Consider the following 25,378-nt stretch of genomic DNA (forward strand, 5'->3'; position numbering starts at 1 on the left):
AGTTGGTTGCCTCCCAACCCACTAAATCATATCATCGCCACCCTTAGAGCCCAGAGCAATCTTACCGTCTTCAGCAAGGTTTTTTGCTATACCTAAAATATCACGTTGAGCACGCTCTACATCAACAACTTTTACAGGTCCTTGTAGTTCAATATCCTCACGCAATAAATCCGCAGCTCGTTTAGACATATTGGAGAATATTTTTTCTTTAGTAGGCTCGGTAGTCCCCTTTAAAGCCAGTTTTAATTGTTCAGGCGTCACATCACGCAATAACGTTTGCATACTTCGATCATCCATATCTACCAAGTTCTCAAAGACAAACATTTTGTCTCTGATTTTTTCGCTTAACTCTTCATCCCAATCTTTTATTTTATTCAATACCTCTTCTTCCATAGCACCATCGAAATAGTTGATTACATCAGCAACACTCTTAATTCCTCCTACAGAGGCGGTTTTACTCACTTTCTGACCACTTAGTTGTTTCTCTATAACCTGTCCTAGCTCGGAGATGGCTTCTGGTTTTACGGTATCAATATTGCACATACGCAATAAGACTTCCGATCGTTTATCAACACTAAAATAGCGTACTACTTCAGCTGCTTGCTCACTATCCAAATGAATTAATATGGTGGCAATAATTTGTGGGTGCTCGTTGCGAATTACATCAGCAATTAATCGACCATCCAACCATTTTAAACGGTTAAGTCCACTGTCTTTATCAGAGACCAAAATTCGGTCAATAAATGGAGTTGCCTTCTCCAAGCCTAAAGCTTCAATGAGCACTGTGCGTAAATAATGCTCAGTGTCGACGGTTAGGCTCGTTTGATCTCCTATAGCATGGGTAAATTCCACCAGGACATTTTCCATTTTTGCCTTAGTAACATTACTCAATGTCGACATCGCAACACCAACCTTTTGAACTTGTCTCGGTTCCAAATGTCTTAATACTTCAGCAGCATTTTTCTCACCCATGCTTAATAGCAAGATGGCCGCACGCTCTATTCCATCCATAGTTACCCCCGATCAACCCAATTTTTAACTACCTGTGCCACACGTTTGGGTTCCTTATCCACAACCTGCCGTAATAAATTTAACTGTGACTCATAATCATTAGCGTCTTTAATGGAGATGGTTCCATCGTAAGTTAAATCTCCTATAGGGGGCTCATCACTTACAATACTACTAACAGTTCGATTAGTGGCAAGGGTTTTGAGCATAGGCCTTAGTACGCCAAAGATTAGTGCCAGAACAAATATCGCAGCTCCTGCCTGCTTCACTATCGACCAGAAGATATCTTTCTGCCAAAAACGTTCCTCAGGAATAGCTGCAACAGGGTCAGGTTTAACAAATCCCGTATTAATTACATTCAGACTATCACCACGCTGTACATTTAACCCAATTGCATCTGCAACCAGTAATTTGATTTGATCAATTTCCTTTGGAGTCAAAGGAGCTTTAGTCATTTTTTTAGTTTTCTCATCCATTACGGCTCGATTATCTACTAATACAGCAACTGAAAGTCGTTTAATCGTCCCAGGCTGATTTTTGGTATGACTAACCGTTTTATCCAACTCAAAATTTTTGGTACTTTGCGTACGTATATCGGTGGACTGATTTGTATCCGATGCTGTTTGCTGCTGTGGGGGGGGCGGCCCATTTTTAGGCGGTACATTCTTGGCAGCAAGAGCAGGATTCGTTTGCGGTGTATTGGATAAAGTGCCTGGAACTCCAACAGCATCACTTGACGCACTGCGTTTTTCTTCCATGGTTTGCTCGCTACGCAAAGAAGGGAGTTCAGGATTAAACAGTTCTTGTGTTTGTTCATAACTTGTAAAATCAATATCCGCAGAAACTTTCGCCCTTACTCGCCCATAACCCAATATTGGCGTCAAAATATCTTGAATTTTTTGAGCATATTGATGCTCTAAATTTTGTCTATAATCTAAAAATCGTTCCGTCTCAGTAAAAAAGGTTTGTCCCCCACCTTCATTTAGCAATTGCCCATCCTGATCGACAACGGTCACCCGAGATGCAGATAAATTTGGGATACTTGATGCAACTAAGTTCACAATGGCTGCAATTGTATGTTTTTTAAGTTCTAAACCAGAATAGACATCCAGGAACACTGAAGCACTGGGTTCGTGAGCATCACGAACAAAAGCTGATTCGCGTGGAATTGCTAAATGGACTCGAGCTGATTTAATATCATTGAACTTACTTATAGTACGGGCCAATTCAGCTTCCAAAGCTTGCTTATAACGTGCATTTTCCATAAATTGGCTACTATTAAATGCATTAGCATTGGAAAAAAGTTCTTCTGAACCCACTGGATCACGAGGCAATCCTTCCATAGCCAATTTAAGCCGCGCACTTTGCAGATTATCCGCCGCAACCAAAATCATACTGTTGTTATTATCAATCTTAAAATCAACACCGTTACGTTCTAGAGCAGATACTATCTCAGCAGCATCACGCGCATTCATTTGCGTATATAATGGAACATAATTCGGATCACGAGACCATAAAACAACAGCCAAGCCAATCGCAATACTTGCAGCCACACCTATTAATAAACCAATTTGTCGAGCAATAGAGAGATTTGCAAATTTTGCAGCAACTGTTGATGCACTATCAGCCAATGCCATACTAAGCTCCTAATTATACTGGCATATTCATAATGTCTTGGTACACTTGTACCACTTTGTTACGAACTCGAACAGTAGCTTCAAGCCCCAAATTGGATTTTTGGGCTGCTATCATCACTTCCCCAAGACTTACATTAGGATCCCCCATTTCAAAACGGGTTTTTAATGCATCCGCAGATTGATGTAAGTCATTGACTTGATTCATAGCGTGTTGAAATACAGAGCCAAAAGGAGATTGATTTGCTTCTGCCTCAAGAATTTTTCCTTCAGCTTTAGCAGACATTGTTTTGATCTGATTTAGTATATTAGCTGTATTAATTTCACTCATATCCCTATTAACCTCATTGTATTTGATGTTACATCCTTTTTTATCTGCTTCAAGTAAACCGGTTAATCCACAGTGATGGCTTTATCTTCATTCAGGTCCTCAAAGCACCGGCCACTAAAATTTTTATACTGTATAACCTTCTTCGCGCATTTTTGCTAATTTATAGCGTAACGTACGCTCACTTACACCCAATAAAGCAGCTACTTTTTGTCTATTTCCCTCATTCTCCAATAATGTTTTTTCAATCAATTCAAATTCATGGATTTGTAAGTTTTTACTATTAGCACCTGGAGCAGTATCGGGAACTAAGGTAGCAGTTAATGACAATTGTAAATGCTCTGCTTCTATAATGCCTTGAGTTTGTAGAACTAAAGCGCGTTGAATCACATTATCCAACTCACGCGCATTTCCTGGCCAAGGATATGCCAACATCAATTTTTGAGCCGCTGGACATATCACAGGAACCACTGGTTGTTTATGTTGACAATGTTTACGAATCAGATAATTAGCCAAGGGAATGATATCATTCTTCCTTTCACGTAAAGGATGCCACTGCAAAGGGAACACGTTTAACCGATAAAACAAATCTTCCCTAAATCGGCCCGCCTTGACTTCATCTTTGAGTTGTCGGTTCGTAGTAGCTAAAATCCGAACGTCTAAACTAATTGTTTTATTAGCACCAATTCGCTCTACTTCTTTCTCCTGTAAAACGCGGAGTAATTTAGCTTGTAGGCTTAAAGGCATTTCGCTCACTTCATCAAGAAGTAAAGTTCCTCCCTGCGCTTGTTCGAATTTTCCAGGGGTTGATTTATACGCCCCAGTAAATGAACCCTTTTCATAACCGAATAATGTCGCTTCAAGCATTTGCTCAGGAATTGCCGCACAATTAATTGCAATAAAGGGTTGCTTTTTTCGAGAGGAATGATCATGAATAAAATGGGCTAAGACTTCTTTTCCTGTTCCACTTTCACCACTAATCATAACGCCAACATCTGATTGAGCGACTTTTAAAGCCATCGTTAATAAAGCCTGGCTTTTTGGATCTTTAGCGATGGGCTCTCCAGTATCTTCATCAAACTCAACTTTAATGTATTGATTGATTTTTTCAGTCAGTACTTGAGCGCTGAATGGTTTTTGTAAATAATCTACCGCACCATGATGAAGCGCATTCACGGCATCTTGCACTGACCCATAAGCGGTCATCAAAATCACCGGTAATCCAAGTCTTCTCTTTTGGATTTCCGCGAGTAATTGATTTCCATCTAGTTCATCCATACGAATGTCCGTTAATACCACTGATGGATTATGGATTTCTAAAAGAGCCAAAGCCTCCTTGCCATCTTTAGCGGTAATATATGTATGGCCAGCAATAGTCATTGTTTCAGCCAGCGCTTCCCTTAATACTGGATCATCTTCAACGATTAAAACATGACTCATAGAAAGTCCTTTTTCTAAGTGTTATAAAAAGGATATCATCCTAAGCTTGGTTAAGCACTTCAAGAATTTAACCTAAGTTAAATCAGAGCACTTTGCCATGTTCAGGATGACCACTCAACATATTTACGGCAAAAACAAATTAACCTGTGTACCAACTCCTTCCGTAGATTCTAGACTCAATCGACCACCATGTGCTTTAACTACTGCGTAAACGACTGCTAATCCCAAACCATTGCCTTGGGCTTTTGTAGTATAAAAAGGGGAAAAAGCCTGGTTCTTCACCTCTTCTGTCATTCCTTTACCATTGTCCTCTACTGATATTTGTATACCTGAATTATCTATAGATGCAAGTGTTAAATTAATTTCTGTCGCATCTGATTGCAAGGAATTGATCACCAAGTTTAAAACAGCACCAATTAATGACTCTGCATGAATTAATGATTCACGAGTATACAGCTTATTATTTACATTGAAGCTGACATTATTAGCTAAGACATATGGCTGTGCACGTTGCACGAGTAAGGAACACCAATAATTCATATCCATGCGGGTGGGTTCGATTGTAGTACCTCGTGCAAACAGTAACAAGTCCTGGATTTGTTGTTCAATACTGGTATGGCATTCTTGTAATCGATGAATCCAATTTTGAGTACGAAATTCTAAATCAGGAAGGTTGTTTAAATGTTCTGTATACAACATTGCCGAAGCTAATGGTGTCCTGATTTGATGCGCGAGTTGTGCAGTCATTGTACCGATTGAGACCAAACGTTTTTCATTTTCTTTGGCTTTTTCATAATCCCGTGTAGCAGTTATATCCGTTAAACTAACTAATATACCTGGCAAGCTATCCAAGGTGGCGATTGCTACGTGAACCCGACGCCCATCTGCCAGAGAAACTTCATGCCCATCGTCAGCACGAGGTACAAAAGCACGTAGAATCACATCCAACCATAGGGAATCAAGTAATCCATAGCCTAGCATAGCTTCGGCCGGTGGATTTAACCACACAATTCGTCCTTGAGAATTGATAATTACCAAAGCAGTTGGCAAACTAGATAAGATATCCCACTCAGAAAGAGGTATTTGTGGTCTTACAGCACATGTTTGGTAATTAGAATAATGCATACTTGATGAAATTATTATAATTAATTAGATGACTGTAGCAAATTTATAATAAAATGAAAATACATTTAAAATCATGTAATTAATTGCTTACCCACGACATGACTTTTTTATTGACATTCAAGAGTAAACATGATAAATATATTGTTATTAAATTATTCAAACATAGTAATTTTATGACAATAATGCGTCCAAATATGAATATGTGCATGAGTAACCTGAACATTGTTTTTCAGGTTGAGTATGTACAGTTGGATTTGGCGCTATAACTTCTCCACAAACTCAATACCAATGTTCAGGATACAATCTCTAAAAAGCGCCCCTACTAAAATTAGAGGGCTTACCCATGAGCATATGCATTCTAAAAGGAATCAATAGCGAATCAATTGAAGAGATTAATTACCCGATCATTAAACAATGTTATCAGCAATTAATTGATGCTTTAGTTAAAAAAGGTTTTCCACGGGAACATATTAAAATTTATTTTGATGATGAACAACGACAAATTTACTTTGACTATTATCCCGATGAATTAGAGGTTCTAATCACCTATACTGATTTTGATGAAAAACTACAACTTCATCTAACTGAAAAACCTTTTGCTTCCACTTGGGAGAGTAACCGCTATCGTCTTTGGCATAATAAACCCGTGGATGAATATATATCTGAAATTAAATCATTATGCCAACTATCCATAAATTTGGCCCAAAAAACAAATTACTCTCATTCTGGCTGGAGTTTTTCACAAGCATCACATTCTTACTTCTCAGTACCACAAAGAAAAGAGGCATTAAAAAAATCATTTGAGGAACTAAAAAATAATAAAACACTTCCTAATGGAATCTTCTTAGGCGAAATTCATCATCACAAATTTCCCAAAAAATTTCTTATTGGAAATTTAGAATACTTTAAGCAATTAGGCATAAAAACTTTATTTTTTGAATTTCTTTTTTATGATCGCCATCAACAATTGCTCGATGCCTATTTTCATAGCACGAGTGACGAGCTTCCACCCGAACTAGCTGCCTATTTATACTTCAAAGATCTGGCAAGTGGATGCGGATTTTCGGGGTATACGGATATAGTAAAAGCAGCCAAAAAAGCCGGGATTCGTATCGTGGCGCTCGATTCTTATCCTGCAATCTTATCCTGTATTAAAAGTTTCCAAATGAAATACTTAGATGGAGATGAACAGTTCAGAATTCATAGTTTCAATGGTAACGCAGCAAAAATTATTGAAAAGGAAAATAATAAGGAACCTTACCTGGCTTTCTTGGGTTTTGATCACAGTTACATTGGTGAAAATTCTCGATATAAAAACATTAAAAGTGTAGCGGAACTCTTACCCAATACATGTTCTGTATTTCTTACCGATGGACAAGTATCTTATAAAAATTTTTATGCACCCTTTTTTAGTTACGATAAGCCCTTGATATTTAATTATAGCAAACAGCACGAAGCTGGCGCCAATATCATTGAGTCCAGTTGGAATCTTCCAGATTGTAAATTATGAGAGTAGTTGGAACCTAAAGTACTTTTATAGGTATTGTAGCTTAGATCCCAGCGCAGCATTTAGACATGCAGCCAAACCTGGGATCTATTGGGCCTGTCAATCGGGGGGTGACGAGGGGCTCTCCCATCGCAACACGATGTTACAGCGTGAAGATCCCTTGTTGCACTCAGGATAAGGAGTGGTTTGCTGTGTTCAAAACTAAGATTTTGGTTCGTTTTCATCCAGTGATTTTAGAAACGCAAGTTTCTCTGCAATTTTTATTTCCAGACCACGAGGAACAGGGTTATACCAACCAGGCTCCTGCATGCCTTCAGGTAAATAATGTTCTCCAGCAGCGTAAGCATGTGGTTCATCATGAGCGTAACGATACTCTTTTCCATGTCCTAGTTTTTTCATTAAATGCGTTGGTGCATTGCGCAAATGAATAGGGACTTCTCGCGATTTATCTTTTTTTACAAAATCCCTCGCTTGGTTAAAAGCCACATAGGCCGCATTACTTTTTGCTGCAATTGATAAATATATGACCGCTTCTCCCAGAGCGAGTTCGCCTTCAGGAGAACCTAGTCTTTCGTAAGTTAGTGCGGCATCATTCGCAATTTGAATGGCACGCGGGTCAGCTAAACCGATATCCTCCCAAGCCATCCTCACTATACGCCGTGCCAAATAACGTGGATCGGCTCCTCCATCGAGCATACGGCATAACCAATATAAAGCCGCATCAGGATTAGAGCCACGAACGGATTTATGTAAGGCAGAAATTTGATCGTAAAAGTTATCTCCACTTTTATCAAAACGCCTGACCTGCTCTGCCAATGAATTCACCACAAATTCTTTTGTTACATGTGTATTATTCATTGCAGCACAGGCCGTTTGTAATTGTTCAAGACTATTTAATAACCGTCTTGCATCCCCATCGGCAAATGCAATAAGCATATCTATCGCATCGTCATCAAATTGAATAGAGGATAAAACAGCCTGGTACGCTTTTTGAAATAACTGTTTCAACTCCTCATCAGTCAAGGACTTTAAAACATAAACTTGAGCTCGTGATAACAAAGCAGAGTTCACTTCAAAAGAAGGATTTTCTGTAGTAGCACCTATGAAAGTGACCAAACCTGATTCTGTGAAGGGCAATAATGCATCTTGTTGGGCTTTGTTAAAACGATGAATTTCATCAATAAACAAGATGGTATGTGTACCCAAAGTTAGATTTTCTTGTGCTTTTTCAACTGCGGCCCGAATATCTTTAACTCCAGAAAATACTGCTGAAAGTGCTATCCATTCGCAATCAAAAGCTTCAGCAGTAATTCGAGCAATTGTGGTCTTCCCGACCCCGGGTGGCCCCCATAGGATCATTGAATGAAGTTTTTTAGCAGCAAAACTGAGCCGTAAGGATTTCCCCTCACCTAATAAATGACTCTGACCAATCACTTCATCGAGGCTTCGAGGTCTTAAAAGCTCAGCGAGTGGCGGCGTAGGCGTGGTTTCAAATAAACTCATTGCTGAACCACATCAACCCCTTTTGGCGTTTTGAATTGAAACAAATTAGTAGCCAATTTAGGATTTAATTTAATTTGGGATAATTGGACCGTAGTTACTTGGCCTAATTGATCGTATAACTCTAATCCTGTTAAATTGTTTTGCCGAAAGACGAGTTTTATGCGTTGGAAATTGGCTTTAGGTGATTTTGATTTCAAATCAAAAACGATTTCATTTCCCATGTTGCTCTGAGTCACATTAAAGTCTCGTGTCACAGTATTGTCATAACCACTTAAGAACAAAGCCGCAGTTCCTCCTAAGCCTTTTCTTTGTGTTTTAACAGTGACTTGTTCTAAGTCTTTATCATAAACCCAAATTTTCTGGCCATCAGCTACCATTAATTGCGCCATAGGCTGCAAAGTTTGCCATCGGAATCGACCAGGTCTTTGTAATGCCATAGTTCCTGATGAACGAGATACTACACGATGTTTTGCTTTTACAGATTGCTTAAAAACTGCGGTCATTGAGCGAATACTATTTAATTTATTCTGTAACAATACATCTGGGGTTTCACTAAAAACTGCAGTAGAAACGCTTAAAAGTAATGCTATTAATATTTTTTTCATAACTAATCCTCCGTTACAGATGATACTAAGACATCTCGATAACCACCATCTAATGGCCCCACAATCCCAGTTCGCTCCATTTCCTCAACCATTCGCGCTGCCCGGTTGTACCCTATCTTTAACCGTCGTTGAACTGCAGAAATACTTGCCTTACGTGTTTGAATAACAAACTCTACTGCTTGATCATAAAGAGGATCATCATCTTCTGCAGATTGACCATCTTCATCCGAACCACCTTCATTGCCATCGTTCGTTAATTTTAAAATATCCTCAATATAATTAGGCTCTCCACGTGCGCGCCAGTCATCAGCAATACGATGTACCTCTTTATCATCAACAAAAGCGCCATGAACTCGTAAGGGTGCGCCACTTCCGGGAGCCAAAAACAGCATATCCCCGTGCCCTAATAACTGTTCCGCACCTTGTTGATCTAATATAGTACGAGAATCAATTTTTGACGAAACTTGAAACGATATTCGTGTAGGAATATTTGATTTAATTAATCCAGTTAATACATCTACTGAAGGCCTTTGAGTAGCAAGAATCATGTGAATTCCTGCTGCCCGTGCTTTTTGGGCAATACGTGCAATTAATTGTTCTACTTTTTTACCCACGACCATCATCATATCCGCAAGCTCATCAATCATGACAACAATATAAGGCAAGGGTTCTAACTCTGGAGCGGATTCATCCATTGAGTCAACAGGTTTCCATAAAGGGTTAACTAACGGTTGGCCATTAGCGATTCCTTCAGCGATCTTACTATTGAATCCAGCTAAATTTCGTACTCCCATTGCCGCCATTAATCGATAACGTCGCTCCATCTCCTCAACACACCAACGCAGAGCACTAGCAGCTTCTTTCATATCTGTAACAACAGGAGTTAACAGATGAGGGATACCATCATAAACAGACAACTCCAACATCTTAGGATCCACCATAATCAAACGTACCTGCTCCGGAGTTGCCTTAAATAAGATACTTAGAATCATGGCATTGATGCCCACTGATTTTCCAGAGCCCGTCGTTCCAGCGACCAAGAGATGAGGCATTTTTGCTAAATCAACAACGACAGGATGCCCTGCTATATCCACACCTAAAGATAAAGAAATGGGTGAGTGAGCCTGTTGGTATACATCCGCTAATAAAACATCTGATAAACGAACCATTTCTCGTGAATGATTGGGTAATTCCAATCCAACCACAGTTTTACCTGGAATTACTTCGACTACACGGACTGAAGTTACCGATAAAGAGCGAGCTAAATCTTTAGCCAAGGCCGTAAGCTTACTTACTTTAACACCTGCAGCCAATTGCAACTCAAAACGAGTCACGACAGGTCCTGGGTGAACCGCAACCACACCCGCCTGAATACCAAAATCTAACAAATGTTGCTCTACTTCTCGCGATAAATTCTCTAACTCGTGATGAGTATACCCACCCATAGGCTTACCTGGCTCACCTTTATCCAATAAACTTAAAGAAGGCAATTCGCCTGAAGTACTAACCTTGGGAAGACGAATTTCTTTTACTTCTTTAATAGGCTTAACAATTTCGGGTCTATTAATTTCAGGTTTATTACTTTCGTTTCTAACCATTTCAGGTTTTATTTCATTACTCAGTAGAACAGGAGGAATAACCACCTCTTTTTCTTTCTCTACCTTAGGCTTAAATAATTTTGGAGCAGGTTTTTCACGAGGTATTTTGGTGGATTCTTTTGACGGGGTTCGTGCAAACTGATTCTTAAAAAAAAGTACTGCTTTTTGTACCGTTTTAGAAATATAATTTGCAGTGAATAAAGTATATAAACCAATAAGCTCGATGGCTTTTATCCAGGATAAACCGGTTAACCAAGTAGTTCCTACTAAAAGCATGGCCAATAAAACCAAGCTCGCTCCGTGTAAGTTCAGCATTTGATACCAACCACCACCCACAGTTTGCCCTATTAATCCTCCGGGGCCATGGATGAAGCTTAATCGACTCATTTCCGCTTCAAGACTTAATAAGCCACACCCTCCAGCAAACATAAGCATCAGACCAATAGAGCGAAGCAATAAAACTCGTTTATCAAGAATTTTTAAGGTATGAACATCATGCAATAAAGCCCATGAAATATAAGCAAAAGCGATAGGTACCAAATAAGCAAAATACCCAAATGTAAAATAAAGAGCATCAGCAATGTATGCACCTACTTGTCCGCCTGAGTTTGCAACAGCAGCTCCAGCACGCGAAGCATGGAAAAACCCTGGATCACTGTTTTTATAAGAGAGCAAAGACAAGAGCACAAAAAAAGCACTCGTTAAAATTAATATAAAACTACCTTCGCTAAGTCGTTTCACAACATAGCTAGGCATGTGTTTTTTAGAAAGACCAGATTTTTTTCCCGAATGTTGTTTTTCCATAGGTATTTTCATATCTTTGTTTTTGTCATAATATTCGCCATCTTAACACAAAATATCAAAATATTAAGGAAGGCAGAGAGAATGAGCTCAAGCAATCATCACCGCTTAATTATATTAGGTTCAGGACCAGCAGGTTACACCGCTGCAGTCTACGCTGCAAGAGCCAATCTTCATCCCGTTTTAATCACTGGCATGCAGCCAGGAGGTCAATTAACGACCACAACAGATGTAGATAACTGGCCCGGCGATGTTGAGGGATTACAAGGCCCTGCCCTGATGGACCGCATGCAAAAACATGCTGAACGCTTTGAAACTCAAATTATTTTTGATCATATTGTTAAAGCAAATTTAGCACAAGCACCTTTTATACTTCATGGTGATAGTGATACGTACACGTGTGATGCTCTTATCATCGCTACAGGAGCTTCCGCTCGTTATTTAGGACTCGAATCAGAATCAGCCTATCAAGGTCGAGGGGTTTCTGCCTGCGCGACTTGCGATGGGTTTTTTTATCGCAATAAAACCGTGTGTGTTATTGGTGGAGGAAATACGGCAGTTGAAGAAGCACTGTATTTATCTAACCTAGCTTCTTCAGTAACTTTGATCCATCGACGTGACAGTCTACGTGCTGAAAAAATACTTCAGGATAAACTTTTCGAAAAAACGCGTACAGGCAATATTAAAATAATATGGAACTCCACCCTTGATGAAGTCATCGGAGATGGTAAAAAAGTCACTGGCGCCTTAATTCGCAATTTACAAACCGATTCACAGGAATTATTAAACGTGGACGGGGTATTTATTGCTATAGGGCATACACCTAATACGGACTTATTTAAAGATCAACTTCTTATGAATAATGGTTATATTGTTATTAAATCGGGATTGGAAGGTATGGCTACCAGCACATCCATTCCTGGAGTATTTGCTTGTGGTGATGTGGCTGACCATGTGTACCGACAAGCCATTACCTCTGCGGGAGTGGGATGTATGGCAGCTCTGGATGCAGAACAATATTTGGATTTAAATTTAAAAAATTAGTGTTGGAAATGGGTGCAGTGAAGTTGTTCTTAATATTACCTGCTTCGCTGCAACTAAAGAATATCACCCTAATTTCTTTGTTGTTCTGTTTGATTGAGCATTTTCAATATAATATCTTTCCCCATTGCCTCTACCATTCTCATAAATAATGAAGGTTTGTTTTCTTGTAAACGATGTAAGTCAGAATAATTCCAGTATAAATAATCTACAGGATCCTTTGCATATATGGTAGTGCTAGCTTTTCCATCTCTAAAATAACTCATCTCTCCAATAAAATGATACGGTCCTACTTCTATAATCTCTTCCTCTAACTCAATGTATACCGATCCTTTAGTAATCAACATTAAATATTCTACTGGCTCACCTTTAGTTAATATTTTTTCATTTCTTGAATTACCTTGATTACTTAGTTTAATTAGACGAATAAAGTCACTTGTTTGCATGCTTAAAAAAAATAGATCCTTTATCTGTTGTAAATCATAAGGCAAATCTCTCGGCATCAGATCTCTTAACAAAAAAACAATCTGTACAAAATTAATAATTAACGATGCGATTGCCCAATAAGCAACCGGTGGCACATTAGCTAATACACCATAAAGTAAAAATGATAAATCAGATAATATGAAGATGGTGCGAAGAAAGAGCACTTTTCTGAAACAAAGGCTGAGGAGCATTAAAATATTGCCCAAACTATAGAGATGGTCCAATTACTTCCTCCCATTTTCGCTTATAATAAGTGTAGAATAAAAAAAGATTTATAAGGATAAATTTCCTGTTAATTGAGGAGTTTGCGTTGAATTATGATGAAATCCACTTGTTTCCAAATCCGGAAACAAGTGATGATCAAGGCTTATTATTCATTGGGGGTGATTTATCACCACAACGTATCCTTCAAGCTTATAGACAAGGAATTTTTCCCTGGTATGAACCCGGAACACCTATTCTCTGGTGGTCTCCAAATCCAAGACTCATATTGATTCCTACTGAATTTAAATTATCTCGTAGTTTGCAAAAATCATTAAAAAAACCGTTCAAATTCACCATAGATACTGCATTTAAACAAGTGATCTCAGAATGTGCTTCATGTGTTGATCGAATCAATAATACTTGGATAACTACGGAAATGATGGAAGCCTATACTCAATTACACATCATGGGTTATGCCCATTCCTTTGAAATATGGTATGAAAACAAACTGGTCGGGGGCTTATATGGACTCAGTTTAGGTCATGCTTTTTTTGGGGAATCCATGTTCCATAAAATGACAGATACCTCAAAAATTGCCTTTTACTATCTATGCAAAACGATGAGCGATTGGAACTATGATTTTATTGATTGCCAGATTCCAACGAAGCATTTGCAAAGTTTAGGTGCCAAAATTATTGATCGAAGAGAATTTCTTCATATGCTTTATAAATCTTTAGAACATCTTACAAAAAAAGGTCCCTGGGAAAGCACTGAATATTTCAAATAGCAAGAACATTGTACTATTATTATACCATATAGACAGACTATTACCATTTCATCTCGTTATGGCTTCAATAATTGATCATTTGTTTTATTAAAGAACTTCGGAGTATTGACCTATGAAGTCAAAACAAAGTAATGAACCAGAATCTAAAATTCCTGTTATTTTTCGACCGCTTAGCAGTAATAAATTACATGATATTTTGGAACATCATGGTGCTACCAAAAAAGAAACTAAGGCTGTTTTTTTAATAAGGGATAATTCAGGGGGATTAATAACAGTTTCATACTACTCTCAAGAACATGAAATGGTAAAAGATCTTCGATTTGGCTTAACCCATGATGGCTGGAAAACAGTACCTAAACCTCCCAAAGAACCTGCATTCACAGAGACACTTGAGGTAAAGACAAGATATGCACACGATAAGGCAAAATTCGATGCGGAAATACAGAGCTTTGTAAATACAGCAAAACAATTATTTGAACAAAATTGTCCGCCTGAATTGATTAAAGCACTATGTTCTGAATTACAAAAAAACGAGTTTAGCCTGCATGGGCTTATTAGACCCAGTCGGGAGGAAGCCAGCAAAGAAAGACACTATGTTAATTACGTAGGTGATGTATTTATAGTTAATAACACCCTTAACGCAGCAATAAAGTAAGCAAGCTTAATTTATCTTGATATGAGTTCCCCTCAGAGTGAGGTCTTAAGCCGTCTATGAAGTGATAAATAGTTAAATTTTGCTGGGCTTTGATTGCCATTTTCCTCATTTTAGTGCAGTATACACGCTGTAAGTATATAATCACACATAATAAACTTTGGTACATCACTGAGAGTCCTATGGCAAAAGAAGATCATATAGAAATGGCTGGTACGGTTATTGATACCTTACCCAACACTATGTTTCGTGTTGAATTAGAAAATGGACATGTTATCACTGCCCACATTTCGGGTCGTATGCGTAAAAATTACATAAGAATTTTAACTGGCGATAAAGTTAAGGTCGAATTAACTCCCTACGACTTAACTAAAGGCCGCATTATATTCCGCGATAAAAATTAAATAGTACCTTATTAAACTCTTTTCCATCACAGTGGCCTGAGTCACGATAAACCGTTACTCGGGTTTTTGCATTGCACTCATTTAAGATGGTATGCAAATTTTAGCCTAGGTGAAGCAGCAAGCCCGTCTTCACGAGTTGAACGAGGGCTCTCTCATCATCTTACAGCGTGGAGCTCCCGGGTTGTATTCGGGATGACTAAATGAACCTTCGGCTTGCTCCTTTACCCAGACTACAATACTCAGAGGCTATAAAGCTTCAAATATTGCCGCAGCCCCCATGCCTGTTCCGATACACATGGTTACCATTCCATATCGTCCTTTAGTTCTTCTTAATCCATGCAATAAAGTAGCCGTTCTTATTGCACCTGTGGCACCTAAAGGATGACCTAATGCAATAGCTCCTCCTAAAGGATTCACCTTGGTTCGAGGTAGATCAAGTTCTTTAATTACTGCCAAAGCTTGAGCGGCAAACGCCTCATTGAGCTCTATCCAATCCAGTTGATCTAAAGTAATACCAGCTCGTTTTAAAGCAATAGGAATCGCTTCGATAGGACCTATTCCCATAATTTCAGGAGGAACACCCGCTACAGCATAACTCAGTAATCGTCCCATGGGCTTTAAATCATATTGATGCAAAGCCTGTTCGCTAGCTAAAAGAGCAATGCCGGCCCCATCACTAGTTTGGGAGCTGTTTCCTGCAGTAACTGTTCCTTTTGCGGCAAAAACCGGTTTCAATTTAGAAATGACTTCATAAGAAGTATCAGCTCGTGGTCCTTCATCGTCATTGACCCATCTCTTCTTTACTATTGCTGTACCATTTCCTAAATCCGCCTGTCGTATGGTAATTTCTACGGGACTGATCTCTGCTTTAAAGTCGCCACGTTGCTGTGCAGCAACCGCTTTCTTATGACTTTCAGCAGCAAATTCATCCTGTTGCTCACGAGTAATTTGCCAGCGTTTTGCAACATTTTCCGCTGTAATGCCCATCCCATATGCTATTGCAACATCTTCATTATTGAAGATAACCGGATTTGCTGTATATTTATTGCCGCCTAAAGGCACCATAGACATGCTTTCAACGCCACCACCAAGGGCCAGGTGCATATCCCCACTCCGTATAGACTCTGCAACTGTGGCAATACTTTGTACCCCTGAAGAGCAAAAGCGATTAATTGTCATCGCAGGAACAGATTGCGGTAAATCAGCCAGTAATGACGCGATACGAGCCACGTTCATACCTTGTTCAGCCTCAGGCATAGCACACCCTATTACAACATCCCCAATCTTTTGATGATCCACAGAGGGATTGCGTTTCATTAAATCTCTCATTACGTGAGCCAATAAATCATCTGGTAATGTATTTTTAAATACACCACGGGGTGCTTTACCTACTGGAGTACGTAATGCATCAACGATATATACATTAGTCATTTCAATTCTCCCTTAGTTGCGTAACGGCTTGCCAGTTTCTAGTAAATGACTAATCCGTGCTTGGGTTAATGGTGTTGCAGCAAGCGTTATAAATGCTTCTCGCTCTAACTTAAGCATCCAATTCTCGTCCACCAACGTATTTTGATTGAGGTTGCCACCGCAGAGTACAGTTGCTAACTCCGTAGCAATGAAATAATCATGCTGAGAAATAAATCCGCCTTCTAACCAATTAACCAAACCTGCTTGCAATCGTGCCTTACCTTCAATACCAGCAATTGGAAACTGTTTCTTTAAAGGAGATTGGTAATTTTCTGCATGCATACAATTAATCTTAGCTAGAGCAACATAGAGTACTTCGTCAGCATTCATCACGTAGCTATCAGTACTTCGCAAATATCCCATTTGCATTGCATCAGCCGCGGAACCTGCAACTTGCGCCGTAGCAATTTGTTGATAGTAATTTTGAATTACTGTCATTAATTCCCCTTTTGGAGCGAGGTGGGCAGCACGTATTGCCATCTCTTTACATCCACCCCCTGCAGGTATTACCCCAACACCAAATTCAACCAGACCAGGATAGGATTCAAATGCTGCAGCTACGGCATCACAATGCATCATCAACTCACACCCACCCCCAAGAGCACGCCCTCTTACTGCGGCAACAGTGGGAATCGCACTGTATTTTAAGCGTAAAGCAACACGTTGAAATTGAGCGATCATCTCGTCTAAAGCCTGCATTTTGTTTTCCTTAATTAAATTAAGGACACCCCGCAAATCAGCACCAGAACAGAAATTAGTCGCATCGTGTTGATAAATAATTAGTCCACGACATTGTTTCTCTGCAGTTTCTACAGCAGCCTCCAACCCATCAAGAACGGATTGTCCAACCGTATTCGCTTTGCTTTTAAAATTCACTACCGCTACATCATCTTGTAAATGCCACAAACGAACACCCTCATTTTCATAAATCACAGGTGTAGGGTGAACGGATTCCTTGATGACCCGGTCAGTAAAAAATTGACGTTTATAAACGGGCAATTGACGTCGAGGTTGGTATTCATTCATGTGAGGAGAATAAGCACCTTTTTCAGTATAAAAGGCATCGATTTCAAAAAGCCATCCAGGTAGAGGAGCCGTACTAAGAGATGATTTTTCTTTTATTGCTTCATTAATGTACTGTGTCATTGTTGCAAAATTAGCGAGTTGCCATGTTTCAAATGGCCCTTGTATCCAACCAAAGCCCCAACGAATTGCCAAATCAACGTCTCTGACATTTTCTGCAATTTCCTCGAGATGATAGGCACAGTAGTGAAATAAATCCCTAAAACAAGCAGTTAAAAATTGTGCTTGCTTGTTTTTTGAAGTCATCAGATTTTGCATGCGCACAGCAGGATCAGGATTACCCATAATCGTTTTTAACTCATCACTCACGACCGGTTGAGCTGGACGATAATGTGCTGACTTAACATCATATACCTCAATAAGCTTACCATTTTTTCTATAAATGCCTTGGCCTGTTTTTTGTCCTAAATGCCCCTCCTTTATTAGGTTAAGGAGCCATTCAGGTAATTTAAAACTGTGATGCCAAGGATCATCTTGTAACTGTTGCTGCATTGTATGGATTACATGCTGCATGGTATCGAGACCCACCACATCCATAGTACGAAAAGTGGCAGATTTTGGTCTTCCTAGCAAAGGGCCTGTTAATGCATCGACTTCATCCAATCCCATATCCATGGCAAAAGCATGATGCAATGTTGTTAAGAGAGAAAATACCCCAATGCGGTTTCCAATAAAATTTGGTGTGTCTTTGGCACGCACAACTCCTTTACCTAAATAACGAGTTAGCCAAGTCTCCAGATTATCCACTAATTCTTTATTGGTCGTTTTTGCAGGAATAAGTTCAGCAAGATGCATATAACGAGGAGGATTAAAAAAATGGACGCCACAAAAATTGGCTCTATGTACTTCGGGTAAAACAGAACAAAGAGCATTAATACTCAAACCGGAGGTATTACTCACTAAAATTGCATCTTTAGTTAAGAATGGAGAAATACGCTTGTATAAGTCTTCCTTCCAGTCCAAGCGTTCAGCAATTGCCTCAATAACTAAATCACAAGAGGATAAATCAGCAAGATGTTGCTCATAATTTCGCGCTTGCAACAATGTTGCGGTTTGGGGTGTAGCAAGTGGAGCGGGTTTTAGTTTCCCTAAATTAGCGATTGCTTTATCAATCAACGCATTCGCATCTCCTTCTTTAGATGCCAAATCATAGAGTAGCGTTTCTATACCAGCGTTAACACAGTGCGCTGCAATTTGTGCACCCATTACACCAGATCCCAGAACTGCGACTTTTTTTATAAAAAAAGATCCCTGCATTCTTTTTTCCTCGTTAAAGTAGCCTGGGTGAAGCGAAGCATAACCCGGGTTCATGGAACATAGAATTACCTGGGTCATGCTTCGCTTCACCCAGGCTACATTTGCTACTTAAATCAAGACAAATCAAATCGAATACCTTGAGCTAACGGTAATTCATTTCCCCAATTTATAGTATTGGTCTGTCGACGCATATACGCCTTCCAAGAATCAGAACCAGACTCACGCCCGCCACCTGTTTCTTTTTCCCCACCAAATGCTCCACCAATTTCAGCACCTGAAGTACCAATATTAATATTAGCGATACCGCAATCACTTCCCCAAGCACTTAAAAAGTGTTCTGCGTTTTTTAAATCTTGAGTAAAGAGCGCAGAAGACAATCCTTGAGGAACATGATTTTGTAAAGCAATTGCTTCATCAATTGTCTGAAAAGACATAACGTATAAAATCGGAGCAAATGTTTCCTCTTGAACAATTTCCCAATGATTTTTTACATCACAGACTAAAGTCGGTTCAACAAAGAAGCCCGGGCCATGGGCTGGCTCACCACCAAAAATAATACGGCCACCAGCCTCTTTAATACGAGCTATTGCCCGATTAAATTGCTCAACAGCTTGCTTATCAATCAGTGGCCCCATTAAATTTTTCTTATCTAAAGGATCACCAATTGTTATTTGCTCGTAAGCAAAACGTAAACGCTCAATAACATAATCGTATTTAGAATGATGGACAAATAAACGTCGAGTAGAGGTACATCGTTGACCCGCAGTACCAACAGCACCAAATACAATAGCTGGGATTGCTAAATGTAAATCAGCTGACTCATCGAGAATAATTGCGTTATTACCGCCTAATTCTAGAATTGTCTTACCCAATCGGGCAGCAACCTTGGCAGCGACCTCTTTTCCAACTGCTGTGGAACCAGTAAAAGAAATTAGTGGTATTCGTTTGTCATTCACCATTTCTTCAACCACATCGTGGCTCTCAGGAATAACCAAACTGAATATTTCCGGACAACCATTAGCCTTTAATACATCATTGCAAATATGCTGAACAGCTACAGCACATAACGGAGTCTTTGCTGAGGGTTTCCACAATGTCACATTCCCACAGATGGCCGCAAGAAAAGCATTCCAAGACCAAACTGCAACAGGGAAGTTAAAAGCGGAAATAACACCCACAATACCATAGGGGTGCCACTGCTCATACATTCTATGTTGTGGACGCTCGGAATGCATGGTATTACCATATAACATTCGGGATTGACCTACTGCGAAATCAGCTATATCAATCATTTCCTGAACTTCACCGTCTCCTTCTTGCTTGGATTTACCCATTTCCAAGGAAACTAAACTACCTAGCGCATCTTTATGTTCGCGCAATGCTTGCCCAATCTGCCTGATGATTTCCCCTCTTTTAGGAGCAGGGACTTTTCTCCATTCATGAGCAGCATATTGAGCACGAGTCATTATCTCTTCGTAATCACTCATAGTGCAGGTTGCTATTTCTGCAAGCTTCTCACCATTTGCTGGATTATTAGAGATTAACTTGTGCTCATGAATTCCACTTTGCCAACCTTGACCACTATAGGCTCCAGGATTAACAGCATGAATTTTCAAGCGTTTTAATATATCCATTAATTATCTCCGTAGTAACCCGGGTACAATGAAACAGACCCGGGGACACATCACTATAATATTCTTAGTTATGCGTAATAGCGACCAAAACGATTTTCCAGCACAGCAGACAAATGGAATTTTTCTTGCAACACTAACCCTTTATATTCATTTTCTTGTCCGAGCACTAAATCAACTACTGAACAAACACCAGAAGCGGTACTTATTTGAATTGCAGACCACTCCAAGCCACAAATTTCTTCAGGGTAAATCTTCTTCACATAATTTTTTTCTGTAAGTTCACCTTGTTTCATGCCCTCCACAGAAACATATACAATGACTAGATCTTGGTATGTCTTAGGAATTGCATTTTCTAGAATACGCTTTAGCGTAGGTCTATCTTGGTTTAAGCGCAAATCATTCATCAATAAACGCATCTTTGAGCAATGGCCAGGATAACGCATTGTTTTATAATTCATGGTTTGTACTTTACCCGCGTGCATCTCTGCCAAACTGCCGAGTCCACCAGAGGTATTAAAGGCTTCATACTCGCATCCATCGATTTGAATGGTTTCTAATCCTTCTAAAGGTGCCAAGGTTACCGCTTTTCCATATTTAATTGCATAACAGGGATTGCCATATTCATTGATGACTCCATCAGTGGACCAAGTTAATGAATATTGAAGTGCATTGTTTGCATTTTGTGGAAGAGCTCCTACACGTAATTTTACATGATGACACTCTTCAAACTCCTGCATGAGACTATTTGCAGCGATGCTGATAAACCCTGGAGCTAATCCACATTGAGGAACGAAAGCAGTTTCTGCGTCAAGCGCGATTGCTTTTACAGCTTCAGTGACTGCGGTATCTTCTGTAAGATCAAAATAATGCGCTTTTGCTGCTTTTGCTGCTTCCGCAACATAAGTATTTAAAAAATATGGAAGACTTGAAATAACAGCCACGATACTATTTTTTTCCATATATGCTTGCGTGGACTGTTGGTCTTGAACATCTAAGGCTACTGTTTTAATTTTGGGTACTGCTTCCAAAAGCCTTTTTACATCGGATCCATTAAAATCAATATCAACCAAATGGACCTGGTAAGAACCGCTTTCTGATAATAAACAAGCGATTAAGCTACCAATTTTCCCTGCACCAGTAATCATTACATTATACATTTAATCCCTCTCCATTATAAAACGCAATCATCCTACACAAAATCTTTGGAATTGAATAGTATTCTCTAAACTATGTGCATACAAAATAACAATTTTTAAAAATCGAGTTATTCCATTTTTTGATGCATAATGTTGAAAAGGACGATATTAAAGATTCTTGAAATTCGCAAAGGGATGGGTATGAATAAATCAAAAAAGAAACCACCAAAATCAACCGAAAAATCGATAGACTCCTTATTAACCGGATCAGAAAAAGACGACTATGAAGGAATAAGTTTCGATAAATTATTCCACGCTACAATCAGTCAATTATGCAATTGGATATCACCAGGCACACTCATTATGTCTTTTGCAGACTGGTTAATTTATTTGCTTTTTTCACCCGCGCAACGAGCTGATTTAAACAAAGATGCACTCAAAAAATTGGGAGAATTGTTATTATACATTCAGCAACAAAACCAAGGTAAATGCGAGCCTTGTGTCGAAGTCCGCCAAAGCGATCATCGTTTCCAAAATGAATTATGGTCTCAATTTCCATTTAATCTATACAGCCAATCGTTTTTATTAACTGAAGAATGGTGGGATAACGCAACCACTCACCTACGAGGGGTTTCCAAGCACCATGAAGCGATTGTTAATTTTGTAACACGCCAAATTTTGGACATTTTTGCTCCATCAAATGTTCCGGGAATGAATCCTGAAGTCATAGCTACCACAATGAACGAAGGAGGTATGAATTTCATAAAAGGTTGGTATAATTTTAATGATGACCTCATCAGGTACCTTAATAATAAACCGCCGGTAGGTAGTGAGCAATATAAAGTAGGATCGAATGTAGCAATAACTCCTGGTAAAGTGATTTATAGAAATCGTTTAATTGAGCTGATCCAATATGCACCAACAACATCCACCGTATATCCTGAACCAATCTTAATCATTCCAGCTTGGATCATGAAGTATTACATTTTGGATCTTTCCCCTAATAACTCTATGGTGAAATTTTTAGTAGATAAAGGTCATACTGTATTTATGATTTCCTGGAATAATCCAACTTCTAAAGATAGAGACTTGGATTTTTCTGATTATGCACTCCGCGGAGTAATGGATGCATTAAATACAATCAATCAAATTATTCCTAAAGAGAAAATTCATACGGTTGGTTATTGTATCGGGGGAACTTTATTGACCATGGTTGCCGCAAAGATGGCAGCGAATAATGATAAGCGCTTAAAAACAATGAGTTTGTTTGCTGCCCAAACCGATTTTCAGGATGCAGGCGAGCTGCAATTATTTATTGACGAAAACCAACTCACTTATATTGAAGATATTATGTGGGAGAAAGGTTATTTGGAAGGCTCCCAGATGGCTGGAGCATTTAGTATGTTACGATCTATAGATCTCATTTGGTCTCGTGTAGTTTATGACTATTTACTAGGTAAAAGACAGAAAATAAGTGACTTAATGGCCTGGGATTACGATACTACGAGAATGCCCTATAAAATGCATAGCGAGTATTTGCGCAAACTCTTTTTAGATAATGACCTAGTAGAAGGCCGTTTTAAAATTCTTGATGAGAGTATTAATCTAGCCGACATTACAGTACCCATTTTTTCAGTAAGCACAATAAAAGATCATATAGCCCCTTGGAAATCTGTTTACAAAATTCATTACTTTACTGATAGTGATATTACCTTTGTATTGACTAATGCAGGACATAACACAGGGATTGTTAATGAGCCAGGAGGGACAGGCCGAAGTTATCAAATGCTTACCCATAAATTAACAGATAAACATTTAGCACCTGAAGTTTGGTTAGAACGAGCTCCTCAGTTCGAAGATTCTTGGTGGCCAGCTTGGGAAAAATGGCTTACAGATTATTCCGGTGCAAAAAAGAAACCACCTACTCTAGGCAATCCGGAAAAAGATTTAAGACCAATTTGTGATGCACCAGGAACTTATGTTTTGAAAAAATAAATGGTACCTTAGTGAAGCGCAAGGGAGCAAGGCTATGAAAGCGACAGGATTATAAAATATTTCACTAATTCTTGACCTGAATAGAGGACTCAATTATCTTATCATTTTATAATTTTTTAACAGCCATGAAGCAAACCGCTTTAGCCAATTCAATTCCACTAAATTCTTCAATTCGTCTTGGCTATGTTAAATACTTCTTTGTATTTATAGCAGGCCTGCTTGCGCCTTTTGGTTTTGCTCCTTTTCATATCCCAGGATTAACCTTATTAAGTTTGGCATTTCTCTATTCGAGTCTCCAGAATTGCTCCATAAAACAATGCTTTTACCTAGGTTTTTTTTATGGATTAGGTTATTTTGGTTTCGGAGTTTCCTGGGTCATAGTCAGTATTCATGATTATGGACAAATGAATTATTTCTTCTCAGGTTTAGTTACTCTAATATTCATTGCCTATCTTTCGCTATTCCCTGCCCTCGTTGCTTATTTATATAAATCACTTGAACTCAACAATCGTAAACTACTGTCCTTAACTTTATTCTGTGTCTTATGGTGTTTGAGTGAATACTGCCGTGCTACTTTATTTACTGGATTTCCCTGGTTATTAGTAGGCACTATCCTCATTGATACTCCGATTAAATATATCGCACCTGTTTTAGGCATATATGGGCTAAGTTTAGTGTGCATCTTTCTCTCAACCTTTCTTACTTTAGCTGTTTCACAAAATTCTCCAAAACGCTATTCCTACCTCATCGTAATTGTCTTAGTTATTATCAGTCCCATGCTATGCAAAAACATTACATGGTCGCATGTCAGTAAAGAACCAGTCAGTATTGGTGCTGTACAGGCTAATTTATCGATGCGTGATAAATGGGATGAAGCATTATTTTGGAATTTATTAAAGTATTATGAAGATGCAATTAATAAGCTCTTAGGGAAACAATTGATTATTTTACCGGAGTCAGCTATACCACTCCCAGCAAGTTATTTAGATAAATATTTACAAAAATTAAACAACAAAGCGCTGAAAGCGAAAAGCGCACTTATGGTTGGCATTTTACAACCAACAAATGATAGTGAAACAAATTATTACAATTCAGTTATTACCCTTGGGCTGGCCAAAGGAAAAAAACTGAAGCGTCAACTCGTTCCCTTCGGAGAGTACATTCCCAAACCGCTTGTTGCAATTAATCATTGGCTAAATTTACCCGAGCCTAATTTGTTGCCTGGAAGGAGAAAGCAGTCGCTGATTCGCATTGAAAATCATCCAATAGCAAGTCTTATTTGTTATGAAATTGCGTATCCCCATATTTTGCGGGAACAAATGCCTAAAGCTCAATGGATCGTTTCAATAAGCGATAATGGATGGTTCGGTCATTCATTGGCGAGTTATCAACAATTGCAAATGGCTCAAATACTTTCTTTACTTACCGGCCGATATCAAGTAGTCGTCAATAACGATGGTTTATCGTCAGTAATTGATTCAAATGGAGATATAGTTGAAAGTCTCCCTCCATTTAGTTCTGGTATCTTAGAAAGTAATATATTCCCAGCAGAAGGTTTCACTCCTTGGATTATTTGGCATGAGTATCCAACTCTAATTTTTTGCTCAATTTTTCTTATTTTTATACTATTTATTCAACTTCGTCGCGTATTCCAACAATAATCTATTGCTGGCAGACACA

At 38.9% G+C, this 25,378-nt stretch carries 20 protein-coding genes; 7 read left to right on the plus strand and 13 right to left on the minus strand.

From position 1 onward, the window contains the following. Positions 1 to 21: 21 nt before the first annotated feature. The 5 genes from fliG to ACWTE2_RS13800 form a co-directional block, all read right to left on the minus strand. Positions 22 to 1,011 (minus strand): flagellar motor switch protein FliG, encoded by a 990-nt coding sequence (gene fliG, locus ACWTE2_RS13780; protein WP_182393397.1) that lies wholly within the window; start codon positions 1,009 to 1,011, stop codon positions 22 to 24. A gap of 2 nt (positions 1,012 to 1,013) precedes the next feature. After that, positions 1,014 to 2,645 (minus strand): flagellar basal-body MS-ring/collar protein FliF, encoded by a 1,632-nt coding sequence (gene fliF / locus ACWTE2_RS13785; RefSeq protein ID WP_454785800.1) that lies wholly within the window; start codon positions 2,643 to 2,645, stop codon positions 1,014 to 1,016. A gap of 13 nt (positions 2,646 to 2,658) precedes the next feature. Next, on the minus strand, positions 2,659 to 2,973 hold the full coding sequence (fliE, locus tag ACWTE2_RS13790; protein ID WP_182393392.1) for a flagellar hook-basal body complex protein FliE: 315 nt from the start codon (positions 2,971 to 2,973) through the stop codon (positions 2,659 to 2,661). A gap of 123 nt (positions 2,974 to 3,096) precedes the next feature. Continuing rightward, the gene (locus tag ACWTE2_RS13795) at positions 3,097 to 4,410 is read right to left on the minus strand and encodes a sigma-54-dependent transcriptional regulator (protein ID WP_182393391.1); all 1,314 of its coding nucleotides are present in this window, start codon (positions 4,408 to 4,410) and stop codon (positions 3,097 to 3,099) included. A 123-nt stretch (positions 4,411 to 4,533) separates the two neighbouring features. Next, a complete protein-coding gene (locus ACWTE2_RS13800; protein WP_454785801.1) occupies positions 4,534 to 5,535 on the minus strand; it encodes a sensor histidine kinase in 1,002 nt (333 codons plus the stop codon). Between the two features lie 343 nt (positions 5,536 to 5,878). On the opposite strand from ACWTE2_RS13800, the gene ACWTE2_RS13805 reads away from it, so the two are divergent. Beyond that, the gene (locus ACWTE2_RS13805) at positions 5,879 to 7,045 is read left to right on the plus strand and encodes a TraB/GumN family protein (protein ID WP_454785802.1); all 1,167 of its coding nucleotides are present in this window, start codon (positions 5,879 to 5,881) and stop codon (positions 7,043 to 7,045) included. 198 nt (positions 7,046 to 7,243) lie between these two features. Here the strand turns inward: ACWTE2_RS13805 and ACWTE2_RS13810 are convergent, their stop codons facing one another. Genes ACWTE2_RS13810 through ACWTE2_RS13820 form a run of 3 tightly spaced genes read right to left on the minus strand, consistent with a single transcriptional unit; the run spans position 7,244 to position 11,552 of the window. After that, the gene (locus ACWTE2_RS13810) at positions 7,244 to 8,545 is read right to left on the minus strand and encodes a replication-associated recombination protein A (RefSeq protein WP_454785803.1); all 1,302 of its coding nucleotides are present in this window, start codon (positions 8,543 to 8,545) and stop codon (positions 7,244 to 7,246) included. After that, on the minus strand, positions 8,542 to 9,150 hold the full coding sequence (lolA, locus tag ACWTE2_RS13815; RefSeq protein ID WP_182393383.1) for an outer membrane lipoprotein periplasmic chaperone LolA: 609 nt from the start codon (positions 9,148 to 9,150) through the stop codon (positions 8,542 to 8,544). Before lolA ends, ACWTE2_RS13810 begins: the two co-directional genes overlap by 4 nt. Before the next feature lie 2 nt (positions 9,151 to 9,152). Further along, a complete protein-coding gene (locus ACWTE2_RS13820) occupies positions 9,153 to 11,552 on the minus strand; it encodes a DNA translocase FtsK (RefSeq protein WP_454785804.1) in 2,400 nt (799 codons plus the stop codon). An 81-nt stretch (positions 11,553 to 11,633) separates the two neighbouring features. Between ACWTE2_RS13820 and trxB the strand changes: the two genes are divergently transcribed. Further along, positions 11,634 to 12,593 (plus strand): thioredoxin-disulfide reductase, encoded by a 960-nt coding sequence (trxB, locus tag ACWTE2_RS13825; RefSeq protein WP_454785805.1) that lies wholly within the window; start codon positions 11,634 to 11,636, stop codon positions 12,591 to 12,593. Positions 12,594 to 12,661: 68 nt separating this feature from the next. On the opposite strand, the gene ACWTE2_RS13830 is transcribed toward trxB, so the two are convergent. Beyond that, positions 12,662 to 13,300 (minus strand): cyclic nucleotide-binding domain-containing protein, encoded by a 639-nt coding sequence (locus ACWTE2_RS13830; RefSeq protein ID WP_454785806.1) that lies wholly within the window; start codon positions 13,298 to 13,300, stop codon positions 12,662 to 12,664. A gap of 86 nt (positions 13,301 to 13,386) precedes the next feature. On the opposite strand from ACWTE2_RS13830, the gene aat reads away from it, so the two are divergent. From aat to infA, 3 genes are all read left to right on the plus strand, one after another. Next, positions 13,387 to 14,067 carry a leucyl/phenylalanyl-tRNA--protein transferase gene (gene aat, locus ACWTE2_RS13835; protein WP_182393375.1) on the plus strand — a complete coding sequence of 227 codons (681 nt, stop codon included), beginning with the start codon at positions 13,387 to 13,389 and terminating at the stop codon, positions 14,065 to 14,067. A 112-nt stretch (positions 14,068 to 14,179) separates the two neighbouring features. Next, entirely contained in the window at positions 14,180 to 14,722 is a 543-nt protein-coding gene (locus ACWTE2_RS13840; protein ID WP_454785807.1) for a hypothetical protein, read from the plus strand. A 179-nt stretch (positions 14,723 to 14,901) separates the two neighbouring features. Beyond that, the gene (gene infA / locus ACWTE2_RS13845; RefSeq protein ID WP_019233117.1) at positions 14,902 to 15,123 is read left to right on the plus strand and encodes a translation initiation factor IF-1; all 222 of its coding nucleotides are present in this window, start codon (positions 14,902 to 14,904) and stop codon (positions 15,121 to 15,123) included. A gap of 246 nt (positions 15,124 to 15,369) precedes the next feature. Here infA and ACWTE2_RS13850 read toward each other — a convergent pair whose 3' ends face one another. From ACWTE2_RS13850 to ACWTE2_RS13865, 4 genes are all read right to left on the minus strand, one after another. Continuing rightward, complete coding sequence (locus ACWTE2_RS13850; RefSeq protein WP_454785808.1) at positions 15,370 to 16,554, minus strand: acetyl-CoA C-acyltransferase; 1,185 nt, start codon at positions 16,552 to 16,554, stop codon at positions 15,370 to 15,372. A gap of 12 nt (positions 16,555 to 16,566) precedes the next feature. Continuing rightward, entirely contained in the window at positions 16,567 to 18,933 is a 2,367-nt protein-coding gene (locus ACWTE2_RS13855; RefSeq protein ID WP_454785988.1) for a 3-hydroxyacyl-CoA dehydrogenase/enoyl-CoA hydratase family protein, read from the minus strand. A 113-nt stretch (positions 18,934 to 19,046) separates the two neighbouring features. Then, positions 19,047 to 20,567 (minus strand): L-piperidine-6-carboxylate dehydrogenase, encoded by a 1,521-nt coding sequence (gene amaB, locus ACWTE2_RS13860; protein ID WP_182393368.1) that lies wholly within the window; start codon positions 20,565 to 20,567, stop codon positions 19,047 to 19,049. A gap of 68 nt (positions 20,568 to 20,635) precedes the next feature. After that, on the minus strand, positions 20,636 to 21,724 hold the full coding sequence (locus ACWTE2_RS13865; protein ID WP_182393366.1) for a saccharopine dehydrogenase family protein: 1,089 nt from the start codon (positions 21,722 to 21,724) through the stop codon (positions 20,636 to 20,638). Positions 21,725 to 21,904: 180 nt separating this feature from the next. Here ACWTE2_RS13865 and ACWTE2_RS13870 point away from each other — a divergent pair, with 180 nt between their 5' ends. Together ACWTE2_RS13870 and lnt are read left to right on the plus strand one after the other, a co-directional pair. Beyond that, entirely contained in the window at positions 21,905 to 23,698 is a 1,794-nt protein-coding gene (locus ACWTE2_RS13870; RefSeq protein ID WP_454785809.1) for a PHA/PHB synthase family protein, read from the plus strand. 125 nt (positions 23,699 to 23,823) lie between these two features. Then, complete coding sequence (lnt, locus tag ACWTE2_RS13875; RefSeq protein ID WP_454785810.1) at positions 23,824 to 25,359, plus strand: apolipoprotein N-acyltransferase; 1,536 nt, start codon at positions 23,824 to 23,826, stop codon at positions 25,357 to 25,359. The last annotated feature ends 19 nt before the right edge of the window (positions 25,360 to 25,378 follow it).

It is taken from the genome of Legionella nigrisilvae (assembly GCF_977063395.2).

Excerpts from the sequence above, each read along its gene's own strand:
- fliG (WP_182393397.1), bottom strand. The coding sequence starts at position 1,011 with ATGGATGGAATAGAGCGTGCGGCCATCTTGCTATTAAGCATGGGTGAG.
- fliF (WP_454785800.1), bottom strand. The coding sequence starts at position 2,645 with ATGGCATTGGCTGATAGTGCATCAACAGTTGCTGCAAAATTTGCAAAT.
- fliE (WP_182393392.1), bottom strand. The coding sequence starts at position 2,973 with ATGAGTGAAATTAATACAGCTAATATACTAAATCAGATCAAAACAATG.
- ACWTE2_RS13795 (WP_182393391.1), bottom strand. The coding sequence starts at position 4,410 with ATGAGTCATGTTTTAATCGTTGAAGATGATCCAGTATTAAGGGAAGCG.
- ACWTE2_RS13800 (WP_454785801.1), bottom strand. The coding sequence starts at position 5,535 with ATGCATTATTCTAATTACCAAACATGTGCTGTAAGACCACAAATACCT.
- ACWTE2_RS13805 (WP_454785802.1), top strand. The coding sequence starts at position 5,879 with ATGAGCATATGCATTCTAAAAGGAATCAATAGCGAATCAATTGAAGAG.
- ACWTE2_RS13810 (WP_454785803.1), bottom strand. The coding sequence starts at position 8,545 with ATGAGTTTATTTGAAACCACGCCTACGCCGCCACTCGCTGAGCTTTTA.
- lolA (WP_182393383.1), bottom strand. The coding sequence starts at position 9,150 with ATGAAAAAAATATTAATAGCATTACTTTTAAGCGTTTCTACTGCAGTT.
- ACWTE2_RS13820 (WP_454785804.1), bottom strand. The coding sequence starts at position 11,552 with ATGGAAAAACAACATTCGGGAAAAAAATCTGGTCTTTCTAAAAAACAC.
- trxB (WP_454785805.1), top strand. The coding sequence starts at position 11,634 with ATGAGCTCAAGCAATCATCACCGCTTAATTATATTAGGTTCAGGACCA.
- ACWTE2_RS13840 (WP_454785807.1), top strand. The coding sequence starts at position 14,180 with ATGAAGTCAAAACAAAGTAATGAACCAGAATCTAAAATTCCTGTTATT.
- infA (WP_019233117.1), top strand. The coding sequence starts at position 14,902 with ATGGCAAAAGAAGATCATATAGAAATGGCTGGTACGGTTATTGATACC.
- ACWTE2_RS13850 (WP_454785808.1), bottom strand. The coding sequence starts at position 16,554 with ATGACTAATGTATATATCGTTGATGCATTACGTACTCCAGTAGGTAAA.
- ACWTE2_RS13855 (WP_454785988.1), bottom strand. The coding sequence starts at position 18,933 with ATGCAGGGATCTTTTTTTATAAAAAAAGTCGCAGTTCTGGGATCTGGT.
- amaB (WP_182393368.1), bottom strand. The coding sequence starts at position 20,567 with ATGGATATATTAAAACGCTTGAAAATTCATGCTGTTAATCCTGGAGCC.
- ACWTE2_RS13865 (WP_182393366.1), bottom strand. The coding sequence starts at position 21,724 with ATGTATAATGTAATGATTACTGGTGCAGGGAAAATTGGTAGCTTAATC.
- ACWTE2_RS13870 (WP_454785809.1), top strand. The coding sequence starts at position 21,905 with ATGAATAAATCAAAAAAGAAACCACCAAAATCAACCGAAAAATCGATA.
- lnt (WP_454785810.1), top strand. The coding sequence starts at position 23,824 with ATGAAGCAAACCGCTTTAGCCAATTCAATTCCACTAAATTCTTCAATT.